The 19,535-nt window shown below is 69.1% G+C and carries 17 protein-coding genes and 1 pseudogene; 9 read left to right on the top strand and 9 right to left on the bottom strand.

Annotation, left to right across the window (positions count from 1 at the left end; genetic code table 11):
* The first annotated feature begins 12 nt into the window (after positions 1-12).
* The 8 genes from ABZ887_RS47095 to ABZ887_RS47060 all read left to right on the top strand — a co-directional run bounded on the left by ABZ887_RS47095 (position 13) and on the right by ABZ887_RS47060 (position 8,979).
* Positions 13-1,215: an ABC transporter substrate-binding protein gene (locus tag ABZ887_RS47095; RefSeq protein WP_361305130.1), complete on the top strand. Its 1,203-nt coding sequence runs from the start codon at positions 13-15 to the stop codon at positions 1,213-1,215.
* 3 nt (positions 1,216-1,218) lie between these two features.
* Positions 1,219-2,082, top strand: a complete 864-nt coding sequence (locus tag ABZ887_RS47090; protein ID WP_361305128.1) for an ABC transporter permease — start codon at positions 1,219-1,221, stop codon at positions 2,080-2,082.
* Positions 2,083-2,111: 29 nt separating this feature from the next.
* Positions 2,112-2,927 carry an ABC transporter permease gene (locus ABZ887_RS47085; protein WP_361305126.1) on the top strand — a complete coding sequence of 272 codons (816 nt, stop codon included), beginning with the start codon at positions 2,112-2,114 and terminating at the stop codon, positions 2,925-2,927.
* A gap of 57 nt (positions 2,928-2,984) precedes the next feature.
* Positions 2,985-3,980 (top strand): LacI family DNA-binding transcriptional regulator, encoded by a 996-nt coding sequence (locus ABZ887_RS47080; protein WP_361305124.1) that lies wholly within the window; start codon positions 2,985-2,987, stop codon positions 3,978-3,980.
* A 140-nt stretch (positions 3,981-4,120) separates the two neighbouring features.
* Positions 4,121-5,473, top strand: a complete 1,353-nt coding sequence (locus ABZ887_RS47075) for an extracellular solute-binding protein (protein ID WP_361305122.1) — start codon at positions 4,121-4,123, stop codon at positions 5,471-5,473.
* 5 nt (positions 5,474-5,478) lie between these two features.
* Positions 5,479-6,435 (top strand): sugar ABC transporter permease, encoded by a 957-nt coding sequence (locus ABZ887_RS47070; RefSeq protein WP_361305120.1) that lies wholly within the window; start codon positions 5,479-5,481, stop codon positions 6,433-6,435.
* Positions 6,432-7,313 carry a carbohydrate ABC transporter permease gene (locus tag ABZ887_RS47065; RefSeq protein ID WP_361305118.1) on the top strand — a complete coding sequence of 294 codons (882 nt, stop codon included), beginning with the start codon at positions 6,432-6,434 and terminating at the stop codon, positions 7,311-7,313. Before ABZ887_RS47070 ends, ABZ887_RS47065 begins: the two co-directional genes overlap by 4 nt.
* A 31-nt stretch (positions 7,314-7,344) precedes the next feature.
* The gene (locus ABZ887_RS47060) at positions 7,345-8,979 is read left to right on the top strand and encodes a glycoside hydrolase family 13 protein (protein WP_361305116.1); all 1,635 of its coding nucleotides are present in this window, start codon (positions 7,345-7,347) and stop codon (positions 8,977-8,979) included.
* Between the two features lie 39 nt (positions 8,980-9,018).
* On the opposite strand, the gene ABZ887_RS47055 is transcribed toward ABZ887_RS47060, so the two are convergent.
* Genes ABZ887_RS47055 through ABZ887_RS47040 form a run of 4 tightly spaced genes read right to left on the bottom strand, consistent with a single transcriptional unit; the run spans position 9,019 to position 12,355 of the window.
* Positions 9,019-9,822: an ABC transporter ATP-binding protein gene (locus tag ABZ887_RS47055; protein ID WP_361305114.1), complete on the bottom strand. Its 804-nt coding sequence runs from the start codon at positions 9,820-9,822 to the stop codon at positions 9,019-9,021.
* A gap of 24 nt (positions 9,823-9,846) precedes the next feature.
* Entirely contained in the window at positions 9,847-10,623 is a 777-nt protein-coding gene (locus ABZ887_RS47050) for an ABC transporter permease subunit (RefSeq protein ID WP_361305112.1), read from the bottom strand.
* Positions 10,620-11,393: an ABC transporter permease gene (locus tag ABZ887_RS47045; RefSeq protein WP_361305110.1), complete on the bottom strand. Its 774-nt coding sequence runs from the start codon at positions 11,391-11,393 to the stop codon at positions 10,620-10,622. Before ABZ887_RS47045 ends, ABZ887_RS47050 begins: the two co-directional genes overlap by 4 nt.
* Complete coding sequence (locus ABZ887_RS47040; protein ID WP_361305108.1) at positions 11,390-12,355, bottom strand: ABC transporter substrate-binding protein; 966 nt, start codon at positions 12,353-12,355, stop codon at positions 11,390-11,392. Before ABZ887_RS47040 ends, ABZ887_RS47045 begins: the two co-directional genes overlap by 4 nt.
* A gap of 200 nt (positions 12,356-12,555) precedes the next feature.
* Between ABZ887_RS47040 and ABZ887_RS47035 the strand changes: the two genes are divergently transcribed.
* Positions 12,556-13,278: a helix-turn-helix domain-containing protein gene (locus ABZ887_RS47035; protein ID WP_361305170.1), complete on the top strand. Its 723-nt coding sequence runs from the start codon at positions 12,556-12,558 to the stop codon at positions 13,276-13,278.
* Here ABZ887_RS47035 and ABZ887_RS47030 read toward each other — a convergent pair.
* The 5 genes and pseudogenes from ABZ887_RS47030 to ABZ887_RS47010 form a co-directional block, all read right to left on the bottom strand.
* A complete protein-coding gene (locus ABZ887_RS47030; protein WP_361305106.1) occupies positions 13,229-14,167 on the bottom strand; it encodes a PDR/VanB family oxidoreductase in 939 nt (312 codons plus the stop codon). The two genes, ABZ887_RS47035 and ABZ887_RS47030, sit on opposite strands and share 50 nt — an antisense overlap.
* The gene (locus ABZ887_RS47025) at positions 14,164-14,367 is read right to left on the bottom strand and encodes a hypothetical protein (RefSeq protein WP_361305104.1); all 204 of its coding nucleotides are present in this window, start codon (positions 14,365-14,367) and stop codon (positions 14,164-14,166) included. Before ABZ887_RS47025 ends, ABZ887_RS47030 begins: the two co-directional genes overlap by 4 nt.
* Positions 14,364-15,428 (bottom strand): aromatic ring-hydroxylating dioxygenase subunit alpha, encoded by a 1,065-nt coding sequence (locus ABZ887_RS47020; RefSeq protein WP_361305102.1) that lies wholly within the window; start codon positions 15,426-15,428, stop codon positions 14,364-14,366. Before ABZ887_RS47020 ends, ABZ887_RS47025 begins: the two co-directional genes overlap by 4 nt.
* Before the next feature lie 943 nt (positions 15,429-16,371).
* The gene (locus ABZ887_RS47015; RefSeq protein ID WP_361305168.1) at positions 16,372-19,011 is read right to left on the bottom strand and encodes a DEAD/DEAH box helicase; all 2,640 of its coding nucleotides are present in this window, start codon (positions 19,009-19,011) and stop codon (positions 16,372-16,374) included.
* Positions 19,012-19,278: 267 nt separating this feature from the next.
* Positions 19,279-19,443, bottom strand: a pseudogene (locus tag ABZ887_RS47010) (thioesterase domain-containing protein); the annotation flags it as partial.
* Positions 19,444-19,535: the final 92 nt, after the last annotated feature.

Below are 19,535 nucleotides of genomic sequence, written 5' to 3'. Positions count from 1 at the left end.
GTCCCTCACGCCATGGAGTACGTCGTGCGCCTCAACCGTCTTCGCACCGCGGCCGCCGTCGCCGCCCTGCTGCTGGCCGCCACCGCCTGCGGCTCCTCCGGCTCCGGCTCCTCGACCGGACTCAACCCGCCCGACCTCAAGCCCCTGGCCAAGCTCGGCAAGTCCGAGGGCGAGGTCAACCTGATCGCCTGGGCCGGCTACGTCGAGGACGGCTCCGACGACCCCAAGGTGGACTGGGTCACCGACTTCGAGAAGCAGACCGGCTGCCAGGTCAACTCCAAGGTCGCCGCCAGCTCCGACGAGATGGTCAAGCTGATGAAGACCGGCCAGTACGACGCCGTCTCCGCCTCCGGCGACGCCTCCCTGCGCCTGATCGCCTCCGGCGACGCCGCCCCGGTCAACACCAAGCTCGTACCGAACTACAAGGACATCTACAGCGGCCTGAAGAACGGCGCCTGGAACTCGGTCAAGGGTCAGATGTACGGCATCCCGCACGGCCGCGGCGCCAACCTGCTGATGTACAACACCGAGAAGGTCAGCCCCGCGCCCACCTCCTGGTCCGCCGTCTTCGACGACGCGGCGACGTACAAGGGCCATGTCACCGCCTACGACTCACCGATCTACATCGCCGACGCGGCCCTCTACCTCAAGGCCACCAAGCCCGAGCTGAAGATCAAGGACCCCTACGCACTCGACCAGAAGCAGTTCGACGCGGCCGTCGCCCTGCTGAAGCAGCAGAACGCGGACATCGGCGAGTACTGGAGCGACTACCTCAAGGAGATCTCCGCCTTCAAGAGCGGCGACTCCGTCATCGGCACCACCTGGCAGGTCATCGCCAACCTCGCCGCCGACGAGGGCGCCAAGGTCAAGGCCTTCGTACCCAAGGAGGGTTCGACGGGCTGGTCCGACACCTGGATGGTCTCCGCCAAGGCCAAACACCCCAACTGTGCCTACCAGTGGCTGAACTGGATCGTCTCCCCGAAGGTCAACGCCGAGGTCGCCGAGTACTTCGGCGAGGCCCCGGCCAACGCCAAGGCCTGCGACCTGACCAGCGACAAGAACTTCTGCACCACCTACCACGCGGCCGACGAGACCTACTGGAAGAACATCGCCTTCTGGAACACGCCCATCGAGCAGTGCCTGGACGGCCGCACCGACGTCAAGTGCGTGCCGTACGCGAAGTGGGTGCAGGCCTGGACCGAGATCAAGGGCTGACCCATGGCCCTGCTCACCCGGACCGCGGGGGCGCTGCACCGGCGCCCCCGGCTCCGCCTCGCCCTGCTGCTGACCGCCCCGCTGCTCTGGCTGGCCGTGCTCTACCTCGGCTCGCTGGCCGTGCTGTTCGTGTCCGCGTTCTGGACCACGGACTCCTTCACCTCCGAGGTGGTGAAGGTGTGGTCGACGGACAACTTCCACGAGCTGTTCACCACGCCGGTGTACCGGCAGGTGATCCTGCGCAGCGTCGGCGTCGCCCTCGCGGTGACCGCCCTCTGCGCGGTGATCGCCTTCCCGGTCGCCTTCTACACCGCCCGCATCGCCAGGCCGAGCCGGCGCCCGCTGCTCGTGGTCGCCATCCTCACGCCGCTGTGGGCGAGTTACCTGGTCAAGGTCTACGCCTGGCGGCTGATCCTGTCCGAGGGCGGGCTCGCCGACTGGCTGCTCAAGCCCTTCGGCCTGAGCGGCCCGGGCTTCGGACTGCCGGCCACCGTGCTGACGCTGACGTACCTGTGGCTGCCGTACATGATCCTGCCGATCCACACCGCCCTGGAGCAGCTGCCCGACAACCTCCTCGACGCGTCGGCGGACCTGGGCGCCCGGGCCGGGCGGACCTTCCGGTCCGTCGTCCTGCCGATGGTGCTGCCGTCGGTAGCCGCCGGGTCGGTGTTCACCTTCTCGCTCAGCCTCGGCGACTACATCACCGTGCAGATCGTCGGCGGCAAGACCCAGCTCATCGGCAACCTCGTCTACGCCAACATCGAACTCAACCTGCCCATGGCCGCCGCGCTCGCCACCGTACCCGTCGTCGTCATCGTGCTGTATCTGCTGGCGATGCGGCGGACGGGGGCGTTGAGCAGCCTCTGACAATCAGGGTGCTATGTCACATGTCACACATGACACTCTCCCGGTCCGCGCGCATCGCCCTCCGCATCGCCGCCGCCCTCGGCTTCGCCCTCATCTACGTCCCCCTCCTCCTCGTCCTCGTCAACTCCCTCAACCCCGACCGCAGCGCGAGCTGGCCCCCGCCCGGTCTGACCACCCGCTGGTGGTCGGCCGCCTGGCACAGCTCCGGTGCCCGCGAGGCGCTGTGGACCTCGGTCAAGGCGGGACTGGGCGCCACCGCGATCGCCCTGGTGCTCGGCACCCTGGTCGCGTTCGCGGTCGCCCGGTACCGCTTCTTCGGCCGCGACGCGCTCTCCTTCGTGGTCGTCCTGCCGATCGCGCTGCCCGGCATCGTCACCGGCATCGCCCTCAACTCGGCGTTCAGCACGGTCCTGGAGCCGCTCGGCGTCGGGCTAGGGCTGTTCACCGTGGTCGTCGGGCACGCCACCTTCTGTGTCGTGATCGTCTTCAACAACGTCGTCGCCCGGCTGCGCCGCACCTCGGGCAGCTACGAGGAGGCGGCGGCCGACCTGGGCGCCGACACCTTCCGCGCGTTCGTCGACGTCACCTTCCCGCTGGTGCGCTCGGCACTGCTCGCGGGCGGGCTGCTCGCCTTCGCCCTCTCCTTCGACGAGATCGTCGTCACCACCTTCACCGCCGGTCCGGGCGTCCAGACCCTGCCCCTGTGGATCTTCGACAACATGACCCGCCCGCAGCAGGCGCCGGTGGTGAACGTGGTGGCGGCCGTGCTTGTGCTCCTGTCCGTCGTCCCGATCTACCTCGCGCAACGACTTTCGGCGGACACGGCGACCGCCAGCCGGGTGTGATCCAGACCTTGTGACGTTACGCAAAAGGCTTGCGTATCTTGCGCTAGTCTTGCGGGCATGACACGACGACTTGCGGAAGTGGCCAAAAAGGTCGGGGTCAGCGAAGCCACGGTCAGCCGGGTGCTCAACGGCAAACCGGGCGTCTCCGAGGCGACCCGGCAGGCGGTGCTCTCGGCCCTCGACGTGCTGGGCTACGAGCGCCCCACCCAGCTGCGCGGTGAACGCGCCCGGCTCGTCGGTCTGGTCCTGCCCGAGCTGCAGAACCCCATCTTCCCGGCGTTCGCCGAGGTCATCGGCGGCGCCCTGGCCCAGCTCGGCCTCACGCCGGTGCTGTGCACGCAGACCAAGGGCGGGGTCTCCGAGGCGGACTACGTGGAGTTGCTGCTGCAACAGCAGGTCTCCGGCGTGGTGTTCGCCGGCGGTCTCTACGCCCAGGCCGAGGCGCCGCACGACCACTACCGGCTGCTCGCCGACCGCAACATCCCGGTGGTGCTGGTCAACGCGGCCATCGAGCACCTCGGCTTCCCGGGCGTGTCCTGCGACGACGCGGTGGCGGTGGAGCAGGCCTGGCGGCACCTCGCCTCCCTGGGACACGAGCGCATCGGCCTGGTCCTCGGCCCCGGCGACCACGTCCCCTCGGCCCGGAAACTGGCGGCCGCGCGGGCCATCGGCGATGTGCCCGACGAGTTCGTGGCCCGCGCGATCTTCTCCATCGAGGGCGGTCACGCGGCCGCGTCCCGGCTCATCGACCGGGGCGTCACCGGCATCATCTGCGCCAGCGACCCCCTTGCTCTGGGCGCCGTCCGCGCGGCCCGCCGCAAGGGGTTCGAGGTCCCCGCCCGTGTCTCGGTCGTCGGGTACGACGACTCGGCGTTCATGAACTGCACCGAACCCCCGCTCACCACCGTCCGCCAGCCGATCGAGGCCATGGGCCGGGCCGCCGTCGAGCTGCTGAACGCACAGATCGGCGGCGCGGTCGTGCCGGCGGAGGAGCTGCTGTTCGAGCCGGAGCTGGTTGTCAGGGGGTCGACCGCGCAAGCGCCGAAAGCCTGAGGCGCTTCAGATCCAATCCTCTGTCGAATAATTACAGATTCTACGTGACATCTTGCGCGGCGGTGCTGCCGGTGCTTGAGTGTGCGGCGCCCACCGGTCCCGGTGCGGCGCCCAACTGCTCCTGTTCTGGGGGGTCACCGATGTCCAGCACCGGGTTCCGCCGTGCTCTCGTCGCGTTCGGCGTCTGTTCCTCGCTCGCGCTCTCCGCCACGGCCTGCGGGTCGGGCGACGACGACGCGGGCAGCGGCAAGACGCGCATCACCGTCAACTGCGAGCCGCCGAAGAGCGCCAAGGTCGACCGGTCGTTCTTCGACCAGGACATCGCCGCCTTCGAGAAGAAGAACCCGGACATCGACGTCGTCGCGCACGACGCGTTCCCCTGCCAGGACCCGAAGACCTTCGACGCCAAGCTGGCCGGCGGCCAGATGGAGGACGTGTTCTACACGTACTTCACCGACGCCAAGCACGTCGTGGACATCAACCAGGCGGCCGACCTCACGCCCTACCTCAAGGAACTCAAGAGCTACGACACCATCCAGAAGCAGCTGCGGGACATCTACACCGTCGACGGCAAGGTCTACGGCATCCCGCGCACCGGCTACTCGATGGGCCTGATCTACAACCGCAAGCTCTTCCAGCAGGCCGGCCTCGACCCCGACCAGCCGCCGACGACCTGGGACGAGGTCCGCGCGGACGCCAAGAAGATCGCCGCGCTCGGCAACGGGACCGTCGGGTACGCCGACTACAGCGCGCAGAACCAGGGCGGCTGGCACTTCACGGCGGAGATGTACTCGCAGGGCGGTGACGTGGTGTCGGCCGACGGCAAGTCGGCGACCGTCGACACCCCCCAGGGCCACGCGGTCCTGCAGAACCTGCACGACATGCGATGGACCGACAACTCGATGGGCAGCAAGCAGCTCCTCATCATCAACGACGTGCAGCAGATGATGGGTTCGGGCAAACTCGGCATGTACCTCTCGGCGCCGGACAACATCCCGATCCTGGTCAAGGAGAAGGGCGGCAACTACAACGACCTGGCCCTCGGCCCGATGCCCGGCGGCCAGGGCACCCTCATCGGCGGCGACGGCTACATGTTCAACAAGAAGGACACCCCCGCCCAGATCCGCGCCGGCCTCAAGTGGCTCGACTCCATGTTCCTCACCCCCGGTGACGGCTTCCTCGGCGACTACGCCCGCGCCAAGAAGAACAACGCGCCCGTCGGCCTGCCCGAGCCGCGCCTGTTCACCGGCGCCGCCGACGCCAAGGACCAGGCGGTCAAGAAGGCCAACGCCAACGTGCCGGTGGAGAACTACCAGGCGTTCCTGGACGGCAACCAGTCCCTGCAGATGAAGATCGAGCCGCCGGACGCCCAGCAGATCTACTCCGTCCTCGACGGCACCGTCTCCGCCGTCCTCACCAAGAAGGACGCCGACATCGACCAGCTCCTCAAGGACGCCAACGACAAGATCGACGGCATCCTGGCCCGGGGCTGACCACGATGACCAAGACGGCCGAGCGCCGACCCGCCCGCGCGGCGGTCGGCGCCCGACAGGCCCCGGCGCCGCCCCCGGCAGGGGACCGGAGGCGGCGCCGGATCACCGACCAGGTCCGCGCCTACGGCTTCCTGCTCGGTGGACTGATCTGCTTCGCCCTGTTCTCCTGGTACCCGGCGATCCGCGCGGTCGTCATCTCCTTCCAGAAGTACACGCCGGGCTCCTCCGCCGAGTGGGTCGGCACCGCCAACTTCACCCGGGTCCTGCACGACCCGGAGTTCTCGGCGGCCTGGCGCAACACCCTCACCTTCACGCTGCTGGCCCTGCTGATCGGCTTCGCGATCCCCTTCGTCCTCGCCCTGGTCCTCAACGAACTGCGGCACGCGAAGGCGTTCTTCCGGGTCGTGGTCTACCTGCCGGTGATGATCCCGCCGGTGGTCAGCGCCCTGCTGTGGAAGTGGTTCTACGACCCGGGAGCCGGCCTCGCCAACGAGACCCTGCGCTTCCTGCACCTGCCCACCTCGAACTGGACCAACGGCACCGGCACCGCGCTCATCTCCCTGGTGATCGTGGCGACATGGGCCAACATGGGCGGCACGGTCCTGATCTACCTGGCCGCCCTCCAGTCCATCCCCGGCGAGCTCTACGAGGCCGCCGAACTGGACGGAGCGAACCTCCTCCAGCGCATCCGGCACGTGACGATCCCGCAGACCCGGTTCGTCATCCTCATGCTGATGCTCCTTCAGATCATCGCCACCATGCAGGTGTTCACCGAACCGTTCGTCATCACGGGCGGCGGCCCGGAGAACGCCACGGTCACCGTGCTCTACCTGATCTACAAGTACGCGTTCCTCTACAACGACTTCGGCGGCGCCTGCGCGCTCAGCGTGATGCTCCTGGTGCTGCTCGGCATCTTCTCGGCCGGGTACCTGCGGCTGACCCGCTCCGGGGAGGACGGATGAGCAGCGCCACCCGCACCCTGATCTCGCCGGCGACGCTGGCCCGTCCGCGCGGGCGGGCGGTCTACTGGACCGTCTTCGCCGGTGTCGTCCTGCTCTTCGCGCTCGCCTTCCTCTTCCCCGTGTACTGGATGGTGACCGGGGCGATGAAGTCACCGGACGAGGTCGCCCAGACCCCGCCCAGCATCGTCCCCAAGCACTGGCACCTGTCCGGCTACACCGATGCCTGGGACCTGATGCAGCTCCCGGAGCACCTGTGGAACACGGTGGTGCAGGCGGCCGGAGCCTGGGCCTTCCAGCTGGTGTTCTGCACGGCCGCCGCCTACGCCCTGTCGAAGCTGAAGCCGGCCTTCGGCAACGTGATCCTCGGCGGCATCCTGGCCACCCTGATGGTCCCGGCCCAGGCCCTGGTCGTACCCAAGTACCTGACCGCCGCCGACCTGCCGTTCATCCACACCAGCCTGCTCAACGACCCGCTCGGCATCTGGCTGCCGGCCGTCGCCAACGCCTTCAACCTGTATCTGCTGAAGCGGTTCTTCGACCAGCTGCCCCGCGACGTGCTGGAGGCCGCCGAGATCGACGGCGCCGGAAAGCTGCGCATCCTGTGGTCCGTGGTGCTGCCCATGTCCCGCCCGGTGCTCGGGGTGGTGTCGATCTTCGCCCTGGTGGCGGTCTGGCAGGACTTCCTGTGGCCGCTGATGGTCTTCTCCGACACCGACAAGCAGCCCATCAGCGTGGCCCTGGTCCAGCTGTCGCAGAACATCCAGCTCACCGTGCTCATCGCCGCGATGGTGATCGCCAGCATCCCGATGGTCGCGCTGTTCCTCGTCTTCCAGCGGCACATCATCGCCGGGATCAGCGCGGGCAGCACCAAGGGCTGACGGCCCTTCCTCCGACAGAAAGGTTCGCACCGTGGGACAGCCCAGCCATGCCCCGAAGGACCACGAGGACCACGAGGACCACGAGGACCACGACTGGTGGCGTTCGGCCGTCATCTACCAGGTGTACGTCCGCAGCTTCGCCGACAACGACGGCGACGGCACCGGCGACCTCGCGGGCGTCCGCGCCAGACTGCCGTACCTCGCCGAACTCGGCGTGGACGCGCTGTGGTTCAGCCCCTGGTACCCGTCGCCGATGAAGGACGGCGGGTACGACGTCGCCGACTACCGGGCGATCGACCCGGCCTTCGGCACCCTCGCCGAGGCCGAAAAACTCATCTCGGAGGCCCGCGAGCTGGGCATCCGGACGATCGTCGACATCGTCCCCAACCATGTCTCCGACCAACACCCCTGGTTCCAGGCCGCGTTGGCCGCCGGACCGGGCAGCCCGGAGCGCGGGCTGTTCCACTTCCGGCCCGGCCGCGGCCCGAACGGCGACCTCCCGCCCAACGACTGGCCGTCGCAGTTCGTCGGCTCCACCGAACCGGTGTGGACCCGGCTGCCCGACGGCGAGTGGTACCTGCACCTCTTCACCCCCGAACAGCCCGACCTCAACTGGGCCCACCCGGCCGTCCACCAGGAGCACGAGGACATCCTGCGCTTCTGGTTCGAGCGGGGCGTCGCAGGCGTCCGCATCGACTCGGCCGCCCTGCTCGCCAAGGACCCGGACCTGCCCGACCTGGCCTCGCACCCGCACCCCCACCCCTTCGTCGACCGCGACGAGCTCCACGACATCTACCGCTCCTGGCGCGCGGTCGCCGACCACTACGACGGCGTCTTCGTCGGCGAGGTCTGGCTGCCCGACGCCGAACGCTTCGCCCGCTACCTGCGCCCCGACGAGCTCCACACCGCCTTCAACTTCTCCTTCCTGTCCTGCCCCTGGGACGCGGACCGGCTGCGGAACTCGATCGACACCACCCTCGCCGAGCACGCCCCGGTCGGCGCCCCCGCCACCTGGGTGCTGTGCAACCACGACGTGACCCGCACGGCCACCCGGTACGGCCGCGAGGACACCGGCTTCGACTTCGCGGCCAAGGCCTTCGGCGTCCCGACGGACCTGGAGCTGGGGACCCGCAGGGCCCGCGCGGCCGCCCTGCTGTCCCTGGCCCTGCCCGGCGCCGTGTACATCTACCAGGGCGAGGAGCTGGGGCTGCCCGAGGCCGAGATCCCCGTCGACCGCATCCAGGACCCGATGTACTTCCGGTCCGGCGGCACCGACCCCGGCCGGGACGGCTGCCGGGTGCCGCTGCCCTGGGCGGCCGGGGCGCCGTACGCGGGCTTCGGCTCGCGCGAGGAGCCGTGGCTGCCGCAGCCGGCCGGCTGGGAGGCGTACGCCGTCGACCGCCAACAGGGTGACGCCGACTCCATGCTGGCCCTCTACCGGCGCGCCGTCGCCCTGCGCCCGCACTTCGGCGACGGCCCGCTGACCTGGCTCTCCGCCCCCGAGGGCGTCCTCGCCTTCACCCGGGCCGAGGGCGTGACCTGCGTGGTCAACCTCGCCGCCACCCCCGCCGAACTCCCCGCCCACTCCCGACTCCTGCTCAGCAGCGGCCCGCTGGACGACGAAGGCAGGCTGCCGCAGGACACGGCGGCCTGGCTGACCGACTGAGCCGCCGGTACCGCTCGCGCTCTGAGGTGGACGCGTATCTCAACTCGCGCTCTTCCCCGGGGGACCGGCAACGGTCCCCCCGCGCTTCGCCGCCTGGATCTGCTCGTAGACGTGGGTCCGCAGTTCGGCGAAGCGCGGGGCGACCCGCGTGTGCAACTGGTCCCGCTCGTCCGGCAGATCGACCTTCAGCTGCTCCTGGACGACCGTGGGGGAGGCGGACAGGACGATCACCCGCTGGCCCAGGTAGACCGCCTCGTCGATGTCGTGGGTGACGAACAGGATCGTGATGCCGCGCTCCCGCCACAACCCCCGGACCAGGTCCTCCAGATCGGCCCGGGTCTGGGCGTCGACGGCGGCGAACGGCTCGTCCATCAGCAGCACCTGGGGCTCGTAGGCGAGGGCGCGGGCGATCGCCACCCGCTGCTGCATACCGCCGGAGAGCTGCCACGGGTAGGCGCCGGCGGCGTCCGCGAGACCGACCGAGTCGAGCGCGTCGGCGACCAGCTCCTTGCGCCGTCCGCGCGGCAAACGCTTCTGCTTCAGCGGGAGTTCCACGTTCTCGGCGACCCGCATCCAGGGGAACAGGCTGCGGCCGTACTCCTGGAAGACGAACGCCATCCCGGGCGGCGGCCCGGTCACCTTCCGGCCCTCCAGGAGGACTTCACCGCCCGTCGGGGTGAGCAGGCCGCCCATGCACTTCAGGAGGGTGGTCTTGCCGCAGCCCGACGGGCCGACCAGACAGACGAGTTCGCCCGCCTCCACGGTGAACGTGAGGTCCCGCACCGCCTCGATGCGGCGGCCGGATCCGTCGTAGACCTTCTGCAGGCCGCGTACGTCGAGCATGGACCGCCCCTTCACGAGCTTCATTCAGGACCGCCGGGTTGACGCGCGCAGCCCGTGGTACCAGCCGAGCACCCGGCGCTCGACCACCTGGAAGACCACCGACAGCGCGAAGCCGAGCAGGCCCAGCAGCAGGATCCCGGTCCACATGTCGGGGATCGCGAAGCTGCGCTGGAACTGCACGATGGTGAAGCCGAGCCCGTTGCTGGCAGCGGACATCTCGCTGATGACCATCAGGATGATCCCGATCGACAGCGCCTGCCGCAGGCCCGCGAAGATCTGCGGACTCGCCGAACGCAGTACCAGCGTACGCAGCCGGGCCGCGCCCGTGATGCCGTAGGAGCGGGCCGTCTCCGCCATCACCGGGTCGACCGCCCGTACCCCCTCGACCGTGTTGAGCAGGATCGGCCAGACACAGCCGCTGACGATCACCAGGATCTTCATGCCGTCGCCGATGCCCGCGAACAGCATGATGACCGGGACGAGCACCGGCGGCGGCACCGCCCGCAGGAACTCCAGGACCGGTTCGCACACCGCCCGCACCCGCCGGTACGAGCCGATGACCGTGCCCAGGGCCACGCCCAGGACGGCCGCCGACGCGTATCCGGCGAGCAGTCGCAGCACACTGCGCAGCAGGTCGTCGTGGAGCCGCTGACCGGTCCAGACGTCCGGGAAGGTCTTCAGGATCGTGCGCAGCGGCGGCCAGTAGACGTTCGTGCTGCCGTCGGAGGCCAGCCACCACAGCGCGACCAGGACGGCGGGCAGGGCGAGGACGTACCCCGCCCTCAGCAGTACGGCTCTCACACCGCCACCTCCCCGCGCACCGACTGGTGCCAGGCCAGCGCCCGCCGCTCCACCGACCGGGCGCCCACGTTGATGACCAGCCCCAGCAGCCCGGTCACCACGATCAGGGCGTACATGTCCGGGACCGCCTGCGAGGCCTGGGCGACCGCGATCTGCTGCCCCAAACCCGGTGCGCCGATGACCAGTTCGGCGGTGATGGTGAGGATCAGCGCGACCGCGGCGGCCAGCCGGACGCCGGTCATCACGTACGGCAGCGCGGTCGGCCACAGCACGTGGCGGACCCGGGCCCAGGTGCCGAGACCGTACGACCGTGCCGTCTCCTCGGCGACCGGGTCGACGTCCTGGACGCCGTACATCACCTGGATCAGCACCTGCCAGAAGGAGGCGTAGACGACGAGCAGGAGGACCGAGCGGAGTTCGGTGCCGTAGAGGAGGATCGCGAGCGGGATCAGGGCGACCGAGGGGATCGGGCGGAGGAACTCGATCGTGGAGGCGGTGGCCTCGCGCAGGTGCGGGACGACCGAGAGGGCGACGCCGGCCACGATCCCGGCGCCGACCGCGACGGCCAGGCCCACCGCCCAGCCGGTCAGGGTGTCGCCGAGCGCCGACCAGAAGGCCCTGTCGGCGAGTTCGGTGCCGAGGGCGCGGGCGATCCTGCTGGTCGGCGGGAAGTAGTCCGCCTTGACCAGGCCGAGCCGCGGCACCGCCTCGCCGAGGGCGAGGAAGGCCGCGAGCCCGGCCGTGCCCAGCACGGTGTTCAGTCCCTTCACGGCAGCAGCTTGTCCAGGTCGGGGGCCGTCTTGAAGAGGCCGTCCTGCTCGCTGAGCTTCTCCAGCGTCTCGATCGAGGAACGGTTCGCCTCGGCGGGCCACTTGGGCAGGGTCACCTTGGCCAGGACGTCCGCCGGGGTCTTGGTGTAGGTGGTGACGATCTGCCGGACCTCGTCCGGGTGCGCGTCCGCGTAGGACAGCGACTCGGCCACGGCCGCCTGGAACTTCGTCACGACGCCGGGGTTCTTCTGCGCGTACGACGTCGAGGTGAAGTACATGGCGACGGTCAGGTTCGCCGCCACGTCGACGAGCGGCGAGGCGATCTCGGTAGCGCCCTGGAGCTTCATGGTCGCAAGGGCCGGTTCGACCGCCATCGCGGCGTCGATCTGGCCCTTGTCGAGGGCGGCCGGCATCTGGTCGAAGGCGAGCTCGACGAAGTGCACCTTGTCCGGGTCCCCGCCCGCCTTGCGCACGGACTCGCGTACGGCGGTCTCGTTGATGTTCTTCAGCGTGTTGACGGCGACCTTCTTGCCCTCCAGCTGCTTCGGCGACGTGATGCTGCTGCCCTTCTTCACGACGAGCCCGCCGAAGTCCTTGCCCGCCACGCCGGTGGAGGCCACGCCGTTGGCGATCGCCTGCACCGGCACGCCGCTGGACTGCGCGATCATCAGTGAGGTCATGTTGCTGAAGCCGAACTGGAACTGACCGCTCGTCACACCGGGCACGATGGCCGCGCCGCCCTGGGCGAGTGTCATCGACAGTTTCAGGCCGCGCTTGCTGAAGAAGCCCTCCTTCTGGCCGAGGTAGAGGGGGGCCACGTCGACGATGGGGATGATCCCCACCTTGACGGTGGTGGTGCCGCCCGACGAGGTCGAGGTGGACGACGCGCTCCCGGAGGAGCCGCAGGCCGCCGTGGCGAGCAGGAAGGTACCGGTCGCGAGACCGGCAAGCAGACGACGCATGGCTCCTCCTGTGCAGACAACGGTGTTCCGACAGGCTGTGCGCTGTGCGCACACTGGTGCTCGATTGGTGCTCAGCGGGAAGGTAGAACCGGCCGTGCAACCCGGTCAATGGGTTTAGCTGACAAAATTGTTGACAGTTATCGAAACGCGCTCTCACCGTGTTCTCCGTGTCGGACCATGAGGCTGGCCGGGAGGCGACGATGTCGAGGGATGTGCCGAGGGATGCCCGCGCACCGCATTTCGTCAGGTCCTTCGAGCGTGGCCTGGCCGTCATCCGGGCCTTCGACGCCGAACATCCGGCGCGCACGCTCAGCGAGGTGGCCCGCGCCTGCGACCTGACCCGGGCCGCCGCCCGCCGCCTGCTGCTCACCCTCGCCGACCTGGGCTACGTCCACTCGGACGGCCGCCGCTTCCGGCTCACCCCGCGCGTCCTGGAACTCGGCTACGCCTACCTCTCGGGCCTGGACCTGCCGCACCTCGCGCAGCCGCATCTGGCACAACTCGCCGAGCTGGCCGGGGAGTCGGCGGCGCTGTACCTGCTGGACGGCGACGCCGTCGTACCGGTCGCCGCCGCCCGGCCCCGGCGGGTGATGGCGGCGACGATCGCGGTGGGAGCGCGCCTGCCTGCGTGCGGGACGGCGGCGGGGAGGCTGTTGCTGGCCGGGGAGCCTCCATCCGACTGCGTCCTGCTGGACGGCGATCCCGAGGCCGGGGTCAGCACGATGGCCGCTCCGGTACGGGACCGGAGCGGCCGGGTGGTGGCCGGGGCGGTGCTCGCGATGCACTCCGGCCGGACGTCCGCCGGGGCGGCCCGCCGCGATCTGCTGCCGCACCTGCTGGCGGCGGTGGCGCGGATCGAGGCGGACCTGCGGATCACAGATCCAGCACCAGACGCGCCCCTCGGCACCGTGACACGCAGATGAGCATGGTCTCCCCGGCCGCCCGCTCCTCCTCGGTGAGCACCGAGTCCCGGTGGTCCGGGTCGCCGTCGAGGACGTCTGTCTCGCACGTCCCGCAGGTGCCCTCGGTGCAGGAGTAGAGCACCTCGACCCCGGCGGCCCGGACGGTGTCGAGCACGGAGACGCCGGGTGCGACCGTGAGGGTACGACCGCTCTGCGCGAGGACGACCTCGAACTCCCGCTCCTCGCCCGCCTGTTGCTCCTTGGGCCGGAACCGCTCGACCCGCAGCAGGCCGGCCGGGCAGCGCTCCTCCACCGCGTCCAGCAACGGCCCGGGACCGCAGCAGTACACGAGGGTGCCGTCCGGGACGTCGTCGAGTACGGCGGCCAGGTCCAGCAGTCCGCTCTCGTCCTGCGGGGCGACGGTGACCCGCCCGTCCCCGTACCGCGCCAACTCGCCGGTGAACGCCATGGACCGGCGGGTCCGTCCGCCGTACAGCAGCGTCCAGTCGGCGCCCGCGGCCTCGGCGGCGGCGAGCATCGGCAGGATCGGGGTGATGCCGATACCGCCCGCGACGAACCGGTAGCGGGGTGCGGACTCGAGCCGGAAGTGGTTGCGCGGCCCGCGCACCCGCACCTTGTCCCCGACGCCCAACTGCTCGTGGACGTAGGCGGATCCGCCGCGCCCGTCAGGCTCCCTGAGCACCGCGACCCGCCAGCCGGAGCGGTCCCCGGGATCCCCGCAGAGCGAGAACTGCCGCTCCAGCTCCGGCCCGAGCACGACATCGACATGCGCTCCGGGTTCCCAGCCCGGCAGTTCCTCGCCCAGCGGATGCCGCAAGGTCAGGGCGACCACTTCCTCGGCCGCCGACACGCGTTCCGTCACGACGAGTTCGGCTTCGTACAGGCTCATGGGGTGCGCTCCGGGGACTGTTCCTGAACCTGGGACCGCGGCCGGTGGCCTTCGGGGTGGCCGAGCATCCACTCCCACATCTCGACCGGGTCCTGGGCGGTGTGCTCGGCGCCGCAGTGACAGGTGCCGTGCAGGACGTCGGTGCCCGGCAGCCAGTCGATACGGTAGATCTCACCGGTCGCGCCGGTCGGTGCGCTCACAGGACCTTCTCCACGGGCTTGTCGCCCTCCTCGACCAGCCGGGCGAGGATACGGCGGGCGGCGAGACCGCCGGTGTCGATGTTGATGCTCAGCTCCTGGTAGCCGGCCCGCTCCGAACCCAGCGTCCGCTGCAGGAGGTTGAGGGCGTCCACGTCCTGCATGACCACCGTGTGGTTGTTGCTCCGCAGGAACTCGGTGACCTCGGCGTCGTCGGTCGCCCAGTCCCGGGAGACCATCCAGAAGTCGTACACCCTGCCGTCCGCGGACGGGGTGATCGCGTAGGTGATCTCGGTGTGGAAGCCGTTCGGATCACTGCCGTCGGCCTCCGGCACCACACCCACCGGGGCGATCCGGCTGTGCAGCAGGTACAGGCACGGTGCGTGGTACTCGATGTCCTGCCAACGCGTGATGCGCCCCGCGATCCCGGTCGAACGGGCGTAGAACGGCGGGCACTCGGCGTCGTCCATGTGCCGGCTGACCCGCACGATCCCGGCGCCCTCGTCGACCTCGGTGGTGATGGGGGTCTCGGCGACCTCGGGGGTGCCGATGTAGCCGCCGTGCAGATAGGTCTCGTGGGAGAGGTCGAGGAGGTTGTCGACGAGGAGGCCGTAGTCGGCGTCGATCGGCTCCATGCCGCGGACGGTCGTCCAGCCGGGGGAGTCGAGGTGGCGCGCCCGAGGTATGGCCTGCGGGTCGGCGAGCGCCGGGTCGCCGACCCACACCCACACCAGCGAGTCCTGCTCGACCACGGGGTGGGAGGCGACCCGGGCGGTGCGCGGGATGCGTTTCTGCCCCGGCACGTACACGCACGCGCCGGTCCGGTCGTAGGTGAACCCGTGGTACCCGCACACGATCCGGTCGCCGTCGAGCCCGCTCTCCGACAGCGGGTAACGGCGGTGCACACAGCGGTCGCTGAGGGCGACGGGCGTACCGTCCTCCGCCGCCCGGTAGAACACGAGGGGCTCCCCGAGAATCGTCCGTCCGAGCAACTCCCGCCCGACCTCGTGACTGTAGGCGGCGACGTACCACTGGTTCCTGGCGAACGCGGTGATGTGCGGCATCGTTGCGGCTCCCGTCGTTGGGTGATGGCGACATCGTCCGGAAGGGCGTCACCGGGGCGCAATACCTCTTCCGCCTCACGGAAGGTGCTGGGAAAACTGCGTGCTCAGGCGGGTGCTCGTCTGTGGGAGCGAAGTCAGGACTGGGCTGGGCCGGCGAGTTCGCTGAGCGTTTCCTTCGGTGGGTTGCGTCAACCGTGGCGCTTCCGCTTCGCGTTATATGGCAGCTTTGGGAGTTTTCTAGCGACTGTTGTGCCATGAACTGGCGGTACACCGGCAGAAATTGTATCGCCGCAGATCGAACGTGATCATTTCTGTATTGAGAGGTAGTGGGGTCGAATCCGGGTCGAATGCGCCCTACTTCCGCCTCGCCGACGTGTAGGTCCAGGTCAGGAGTGGGTTGAGAGGGCGTGATGGCGGGCAGCGAGAGAGCGCTTGCTGAGCCTGTGGCCCTGAAGGATGTACGCGAGCAGATCCTTGGTCTCATGGTTGTACATGTGCGGTTCGTGCACTGACCTGTGGAAACGGGGCTGCTGCCGTCGGCGGAGGACGCATCGGCCCGGGAATGGCCCGGATCTTGGACTCGGGCGCGCGCCTGCCGGCGGCGGCTCCGGTTCGTTCGACGGGTCGACGCCGCGCGTCCGGGTCGGTCCGGACGCCCGACGACGCGCTGGCCAACCCTCAGGACCGCAATGCCTGGAATCAACGCGACGACGAACGCCGACGCCTGCGCGACGCGCAGAACAGGCGACGACACGACACAGCTCGCGCCACGGCACCAGCCCCGCGCCGACGATGCAGGTCGCGCACGAGTGTTGCGGCAATCAGGTTCGTCCGCGCGGGCGCGGCGTCAAGGCAGTGATCCCTGAGAAGAAGGCCTCCGGAAAGGTCTCTTCAGCACGGTGTTCTCCGCGTGCGACTCCGAGCGGGAACCGGTCGCGCACCGTCATGCACTCGAGTAGACGGCGAGCCATCCAGTTGCCCTGTAGTCGCCACGCCACGAGAACAAGGCCGCCCCGCCCGCCTGGCTCCCACCGCCTTGAGACTCGCCACTGTCCGGGTACGCATACGCATTCTCTCCGCGCTGCACAATCTGGGCTCGGTACTCGTCACCCACCCACGTCGTGAGGGTCCTCCGGAGCGGAGCCCGCACGACCACCTCGTTCCCCCGTACCGTCAACTCGTTTTCGCCGACCCGCTCGCGCAGCAGTGCCGCGTACGACGGCAGATCCAGTCGGTTCCCGCCCGGTGGCGTCCGGGTGTCCCAGTCGGGGGCCGCCAGGTTCCGGTCGCGGGCGGCCCTCCACAGCGCCGGGACCTGCGCCTCCGCATGCACCGGGGTAGCCATGTTCTCGCACATCCACAGCAGCCGTCCGCTGCCGCGTGAAGGCCCGCAGCGTCGCCAACGGACCCGTCGGCTCATGTCGGCCGCCACAATGGCCACCCAGGGATGAATGGTCCCCAGATATCCCTGAGAGCCCAACCAGTGCAGATAGCGAGGGGCGTCCTCGAACACCGGACGCAGTGTCGAGTGCGGAATACCGCATACGTCGGATCGGGGGTTGACGAACTCCTGCGGGGTGTTCGCCACCGTCAGCAACGCGGCAGACGCGAGATCCCCAGGAACGTAGGGCAGTTGGAAATCGTCGATCTCTCCGGCCGACGGAGTCGTCAGACCGGCCGGCTTCCCTCCGCTGTGCCGCAGCCGGGTCACCGCGGGCTTGAGATTCTCACCGAGCTGTGCCCTCGACAGCTTCGGAACGAGCTTCGACACCAGATCGATCAGAGTCTCCTCGGCGGTGTCCGCGTCATGTGGCACCGCAGTCCGAACAAGGGCGGACCGTATCTGGTATCCGATGTCGGTGGGCACCATCACGCGCGTGGTCAGCACTCCGAGTTCGGTGGGAACGACGCCGTCGTCGTCGGTATGACGGCAGTAGTCCGCCCCGGCCAGGAACCTGAGCGCCTGCTGAAGGGAATGGGTGCTCCGATTCCCCTGATGGTGGGCGAAGGTACCGGTCCACCACTCCCTGGCGTCCTCCACCGTACGGATACGCCCCTGCACCATCTCAGCCAGTACATGATCCGCGAGGCTCGAGTTGATCTGCGAATCTACGGTGTATCCGCCGGCCAGCTGTCCTTGCCAGTGGCGTCTCTCCGTCTCGTCGACGATCATGAATGCCCACCCCGCGTTCTCTCCCTCTCCGAGGCGGCCGGCTCTGCCGAACATTTGCTGGATCGTGGCGATATCGACGTCCCTGTGGCCGATTTTCGTGTCCCGCACGACCACGGCCCGCGCGGGAAGATTCACGCCGGCCGCTACCGTCGATGTGGCGACAAGGACGTCTGTGCGACGCTCCCGGAAGGACCGCTCTGCCTCCCTCTTGTGCTCCCAGTCCTTGTAGTGCAGACCTATTCGCGCCGCGTCGCAGACTCTGCGCACACCGTCCAGGTCGTCGGGACGGACTCCCGCCGTGGATACGCCCCTGCTCGCCGCGATCGCCAGTGCCGTGCTGCGCACGCTGTGCTTGCTGCCGCAGAACACCAGCACGCTCCCGCCGTCCAAGGTGACCATGTCCACGATGCTGTTGGTCATGCGTGTTCGCGCCGCCTGCGCGACATTCCAGTCCGATGACACCGGTACGGTCGGCAGTTGCCAGGTCAGACGACTCGGACGCCAAGTGATCCGGATCAGACGGGCGTTGAGCCAGTCGGCGACTTGCTCGGCGTTGGAAACCGTGGCGGACAGGCCGATCATGCGCATCCGTGAGTCCTCACCACGGACCCTGGCCAGTACGGCCTCCAGCACGGGGCCACGCTCCGGGTCTCCGAGCAGGTGCACCTCGTCCACGATCAGGCACCCCACCTCCGCCAACGCCTCGCGCAACGAGGATGTACGGCACAGGACTTCGAATTTCTCCGTCGTCGTGACCCACAGGTCCGCTCGGCGCACTCGCTCCACGTCGGTGCTGTACTCGCCCGAGAGGCGCTCGACCCGAAGCCCCTGCTGCCGCCAGACCGCGAGCTCTCGTTCCAACTCGTCCGTGAGCGATCTCTGCGGCACCAGCCAGACGGCCTTGCGCCCTTCGTCCACGATCGCGCGCAGCGCCCCGAGCATCCCGATGGTGGTCTTGCCCGCGCCGGTCGGCGCTACCACCAGGAGGTGTTCATTGCTCCCCAACACCGATGGTGCCGCCTGAGCCTGAGCCGGGTTGAGAGTGGGGTGCGGCAGAAAAGGGACCCAGGAGGCAGGCACCGCCTCCTGGATCCTCGTCACCGGTGTCTCTGCCTCGTCCTGCGGGGCGTGCGTCTGCCACATCGTGTCGAACGCGTCCCGAGCCACAACAGCTTGAGGCCCCTCGCTGTACGTCGGACGCGCGTTCCCCGAGTAGGCCACCCCGGTCCGCACGGCCAGCTCACCCGCGCCTGTGTCGGGCTCGCCGCTGGTGATCAACTCCTGTTCCACCCAGTACTTGACCGCCCGGACCTCGGCGCCCTGACTCGTCAGCCGTTCGCGCAGTGAGGCGAAGCGCTCGTCGTCCGGCAGCAGGACTCTTGCATCGGCGCCCTCGCCGAAGTCGGCCACGGATGTTCCCGGATCGCCGGTCTTCAGCCAATACAACGGAAGGCCTACGCGATCGGAGGAGTTCTCTGCGGCCTGGGAACCTGAAGCAGGAAGAACGGTGTCTGACATATCGTCGACCACAGTACTATCCCGTGCTGGTCGGCTTCCCGAGCTCCCTGCTACTGCCGGCGCCCGGGTTCGGGTCCTCCGGTGTGACGGCGTTCCGGTGGCTCGGGGAGGGGACATGGACTCGGGTCCGGTGCACCTGTTCCTGTCTGCACCGGCGGCCGCGAGGTTCCGGGCGACCTCGTACGCCACAATGGCGCCCAGACTGTGTCCGAAGATGGCGAACGGTCGGTCGGTCAAATCCCGGAGTGCCAGGGTGCTGAGGCGGGCGAGTTCGTGGACATTGTCCACACACGGCTCTCGATAGCGGTCCTGGCGGCCCGGCAGGGTCCCGGCAAAGTCGTTCTGTAGCCCTGTGACGTGGGATTTTGCGGGGTGGAAGAGGTGCGCGGGTGTGGTCCGGTCCGATTGGATGGAGG

The sequence above is a fragment of the Streptomyces sp. NPDC047061 genome (assembly GCF_040643955.1).
Lineage (GTDB): Bacteria > Actinomycetota > Actinomycetes > Streptomycetales > Streptomycetaceae > Streptomyces.
This window is presented reverse-complemented; position numbering and strand designations above follow the sequence as displayed.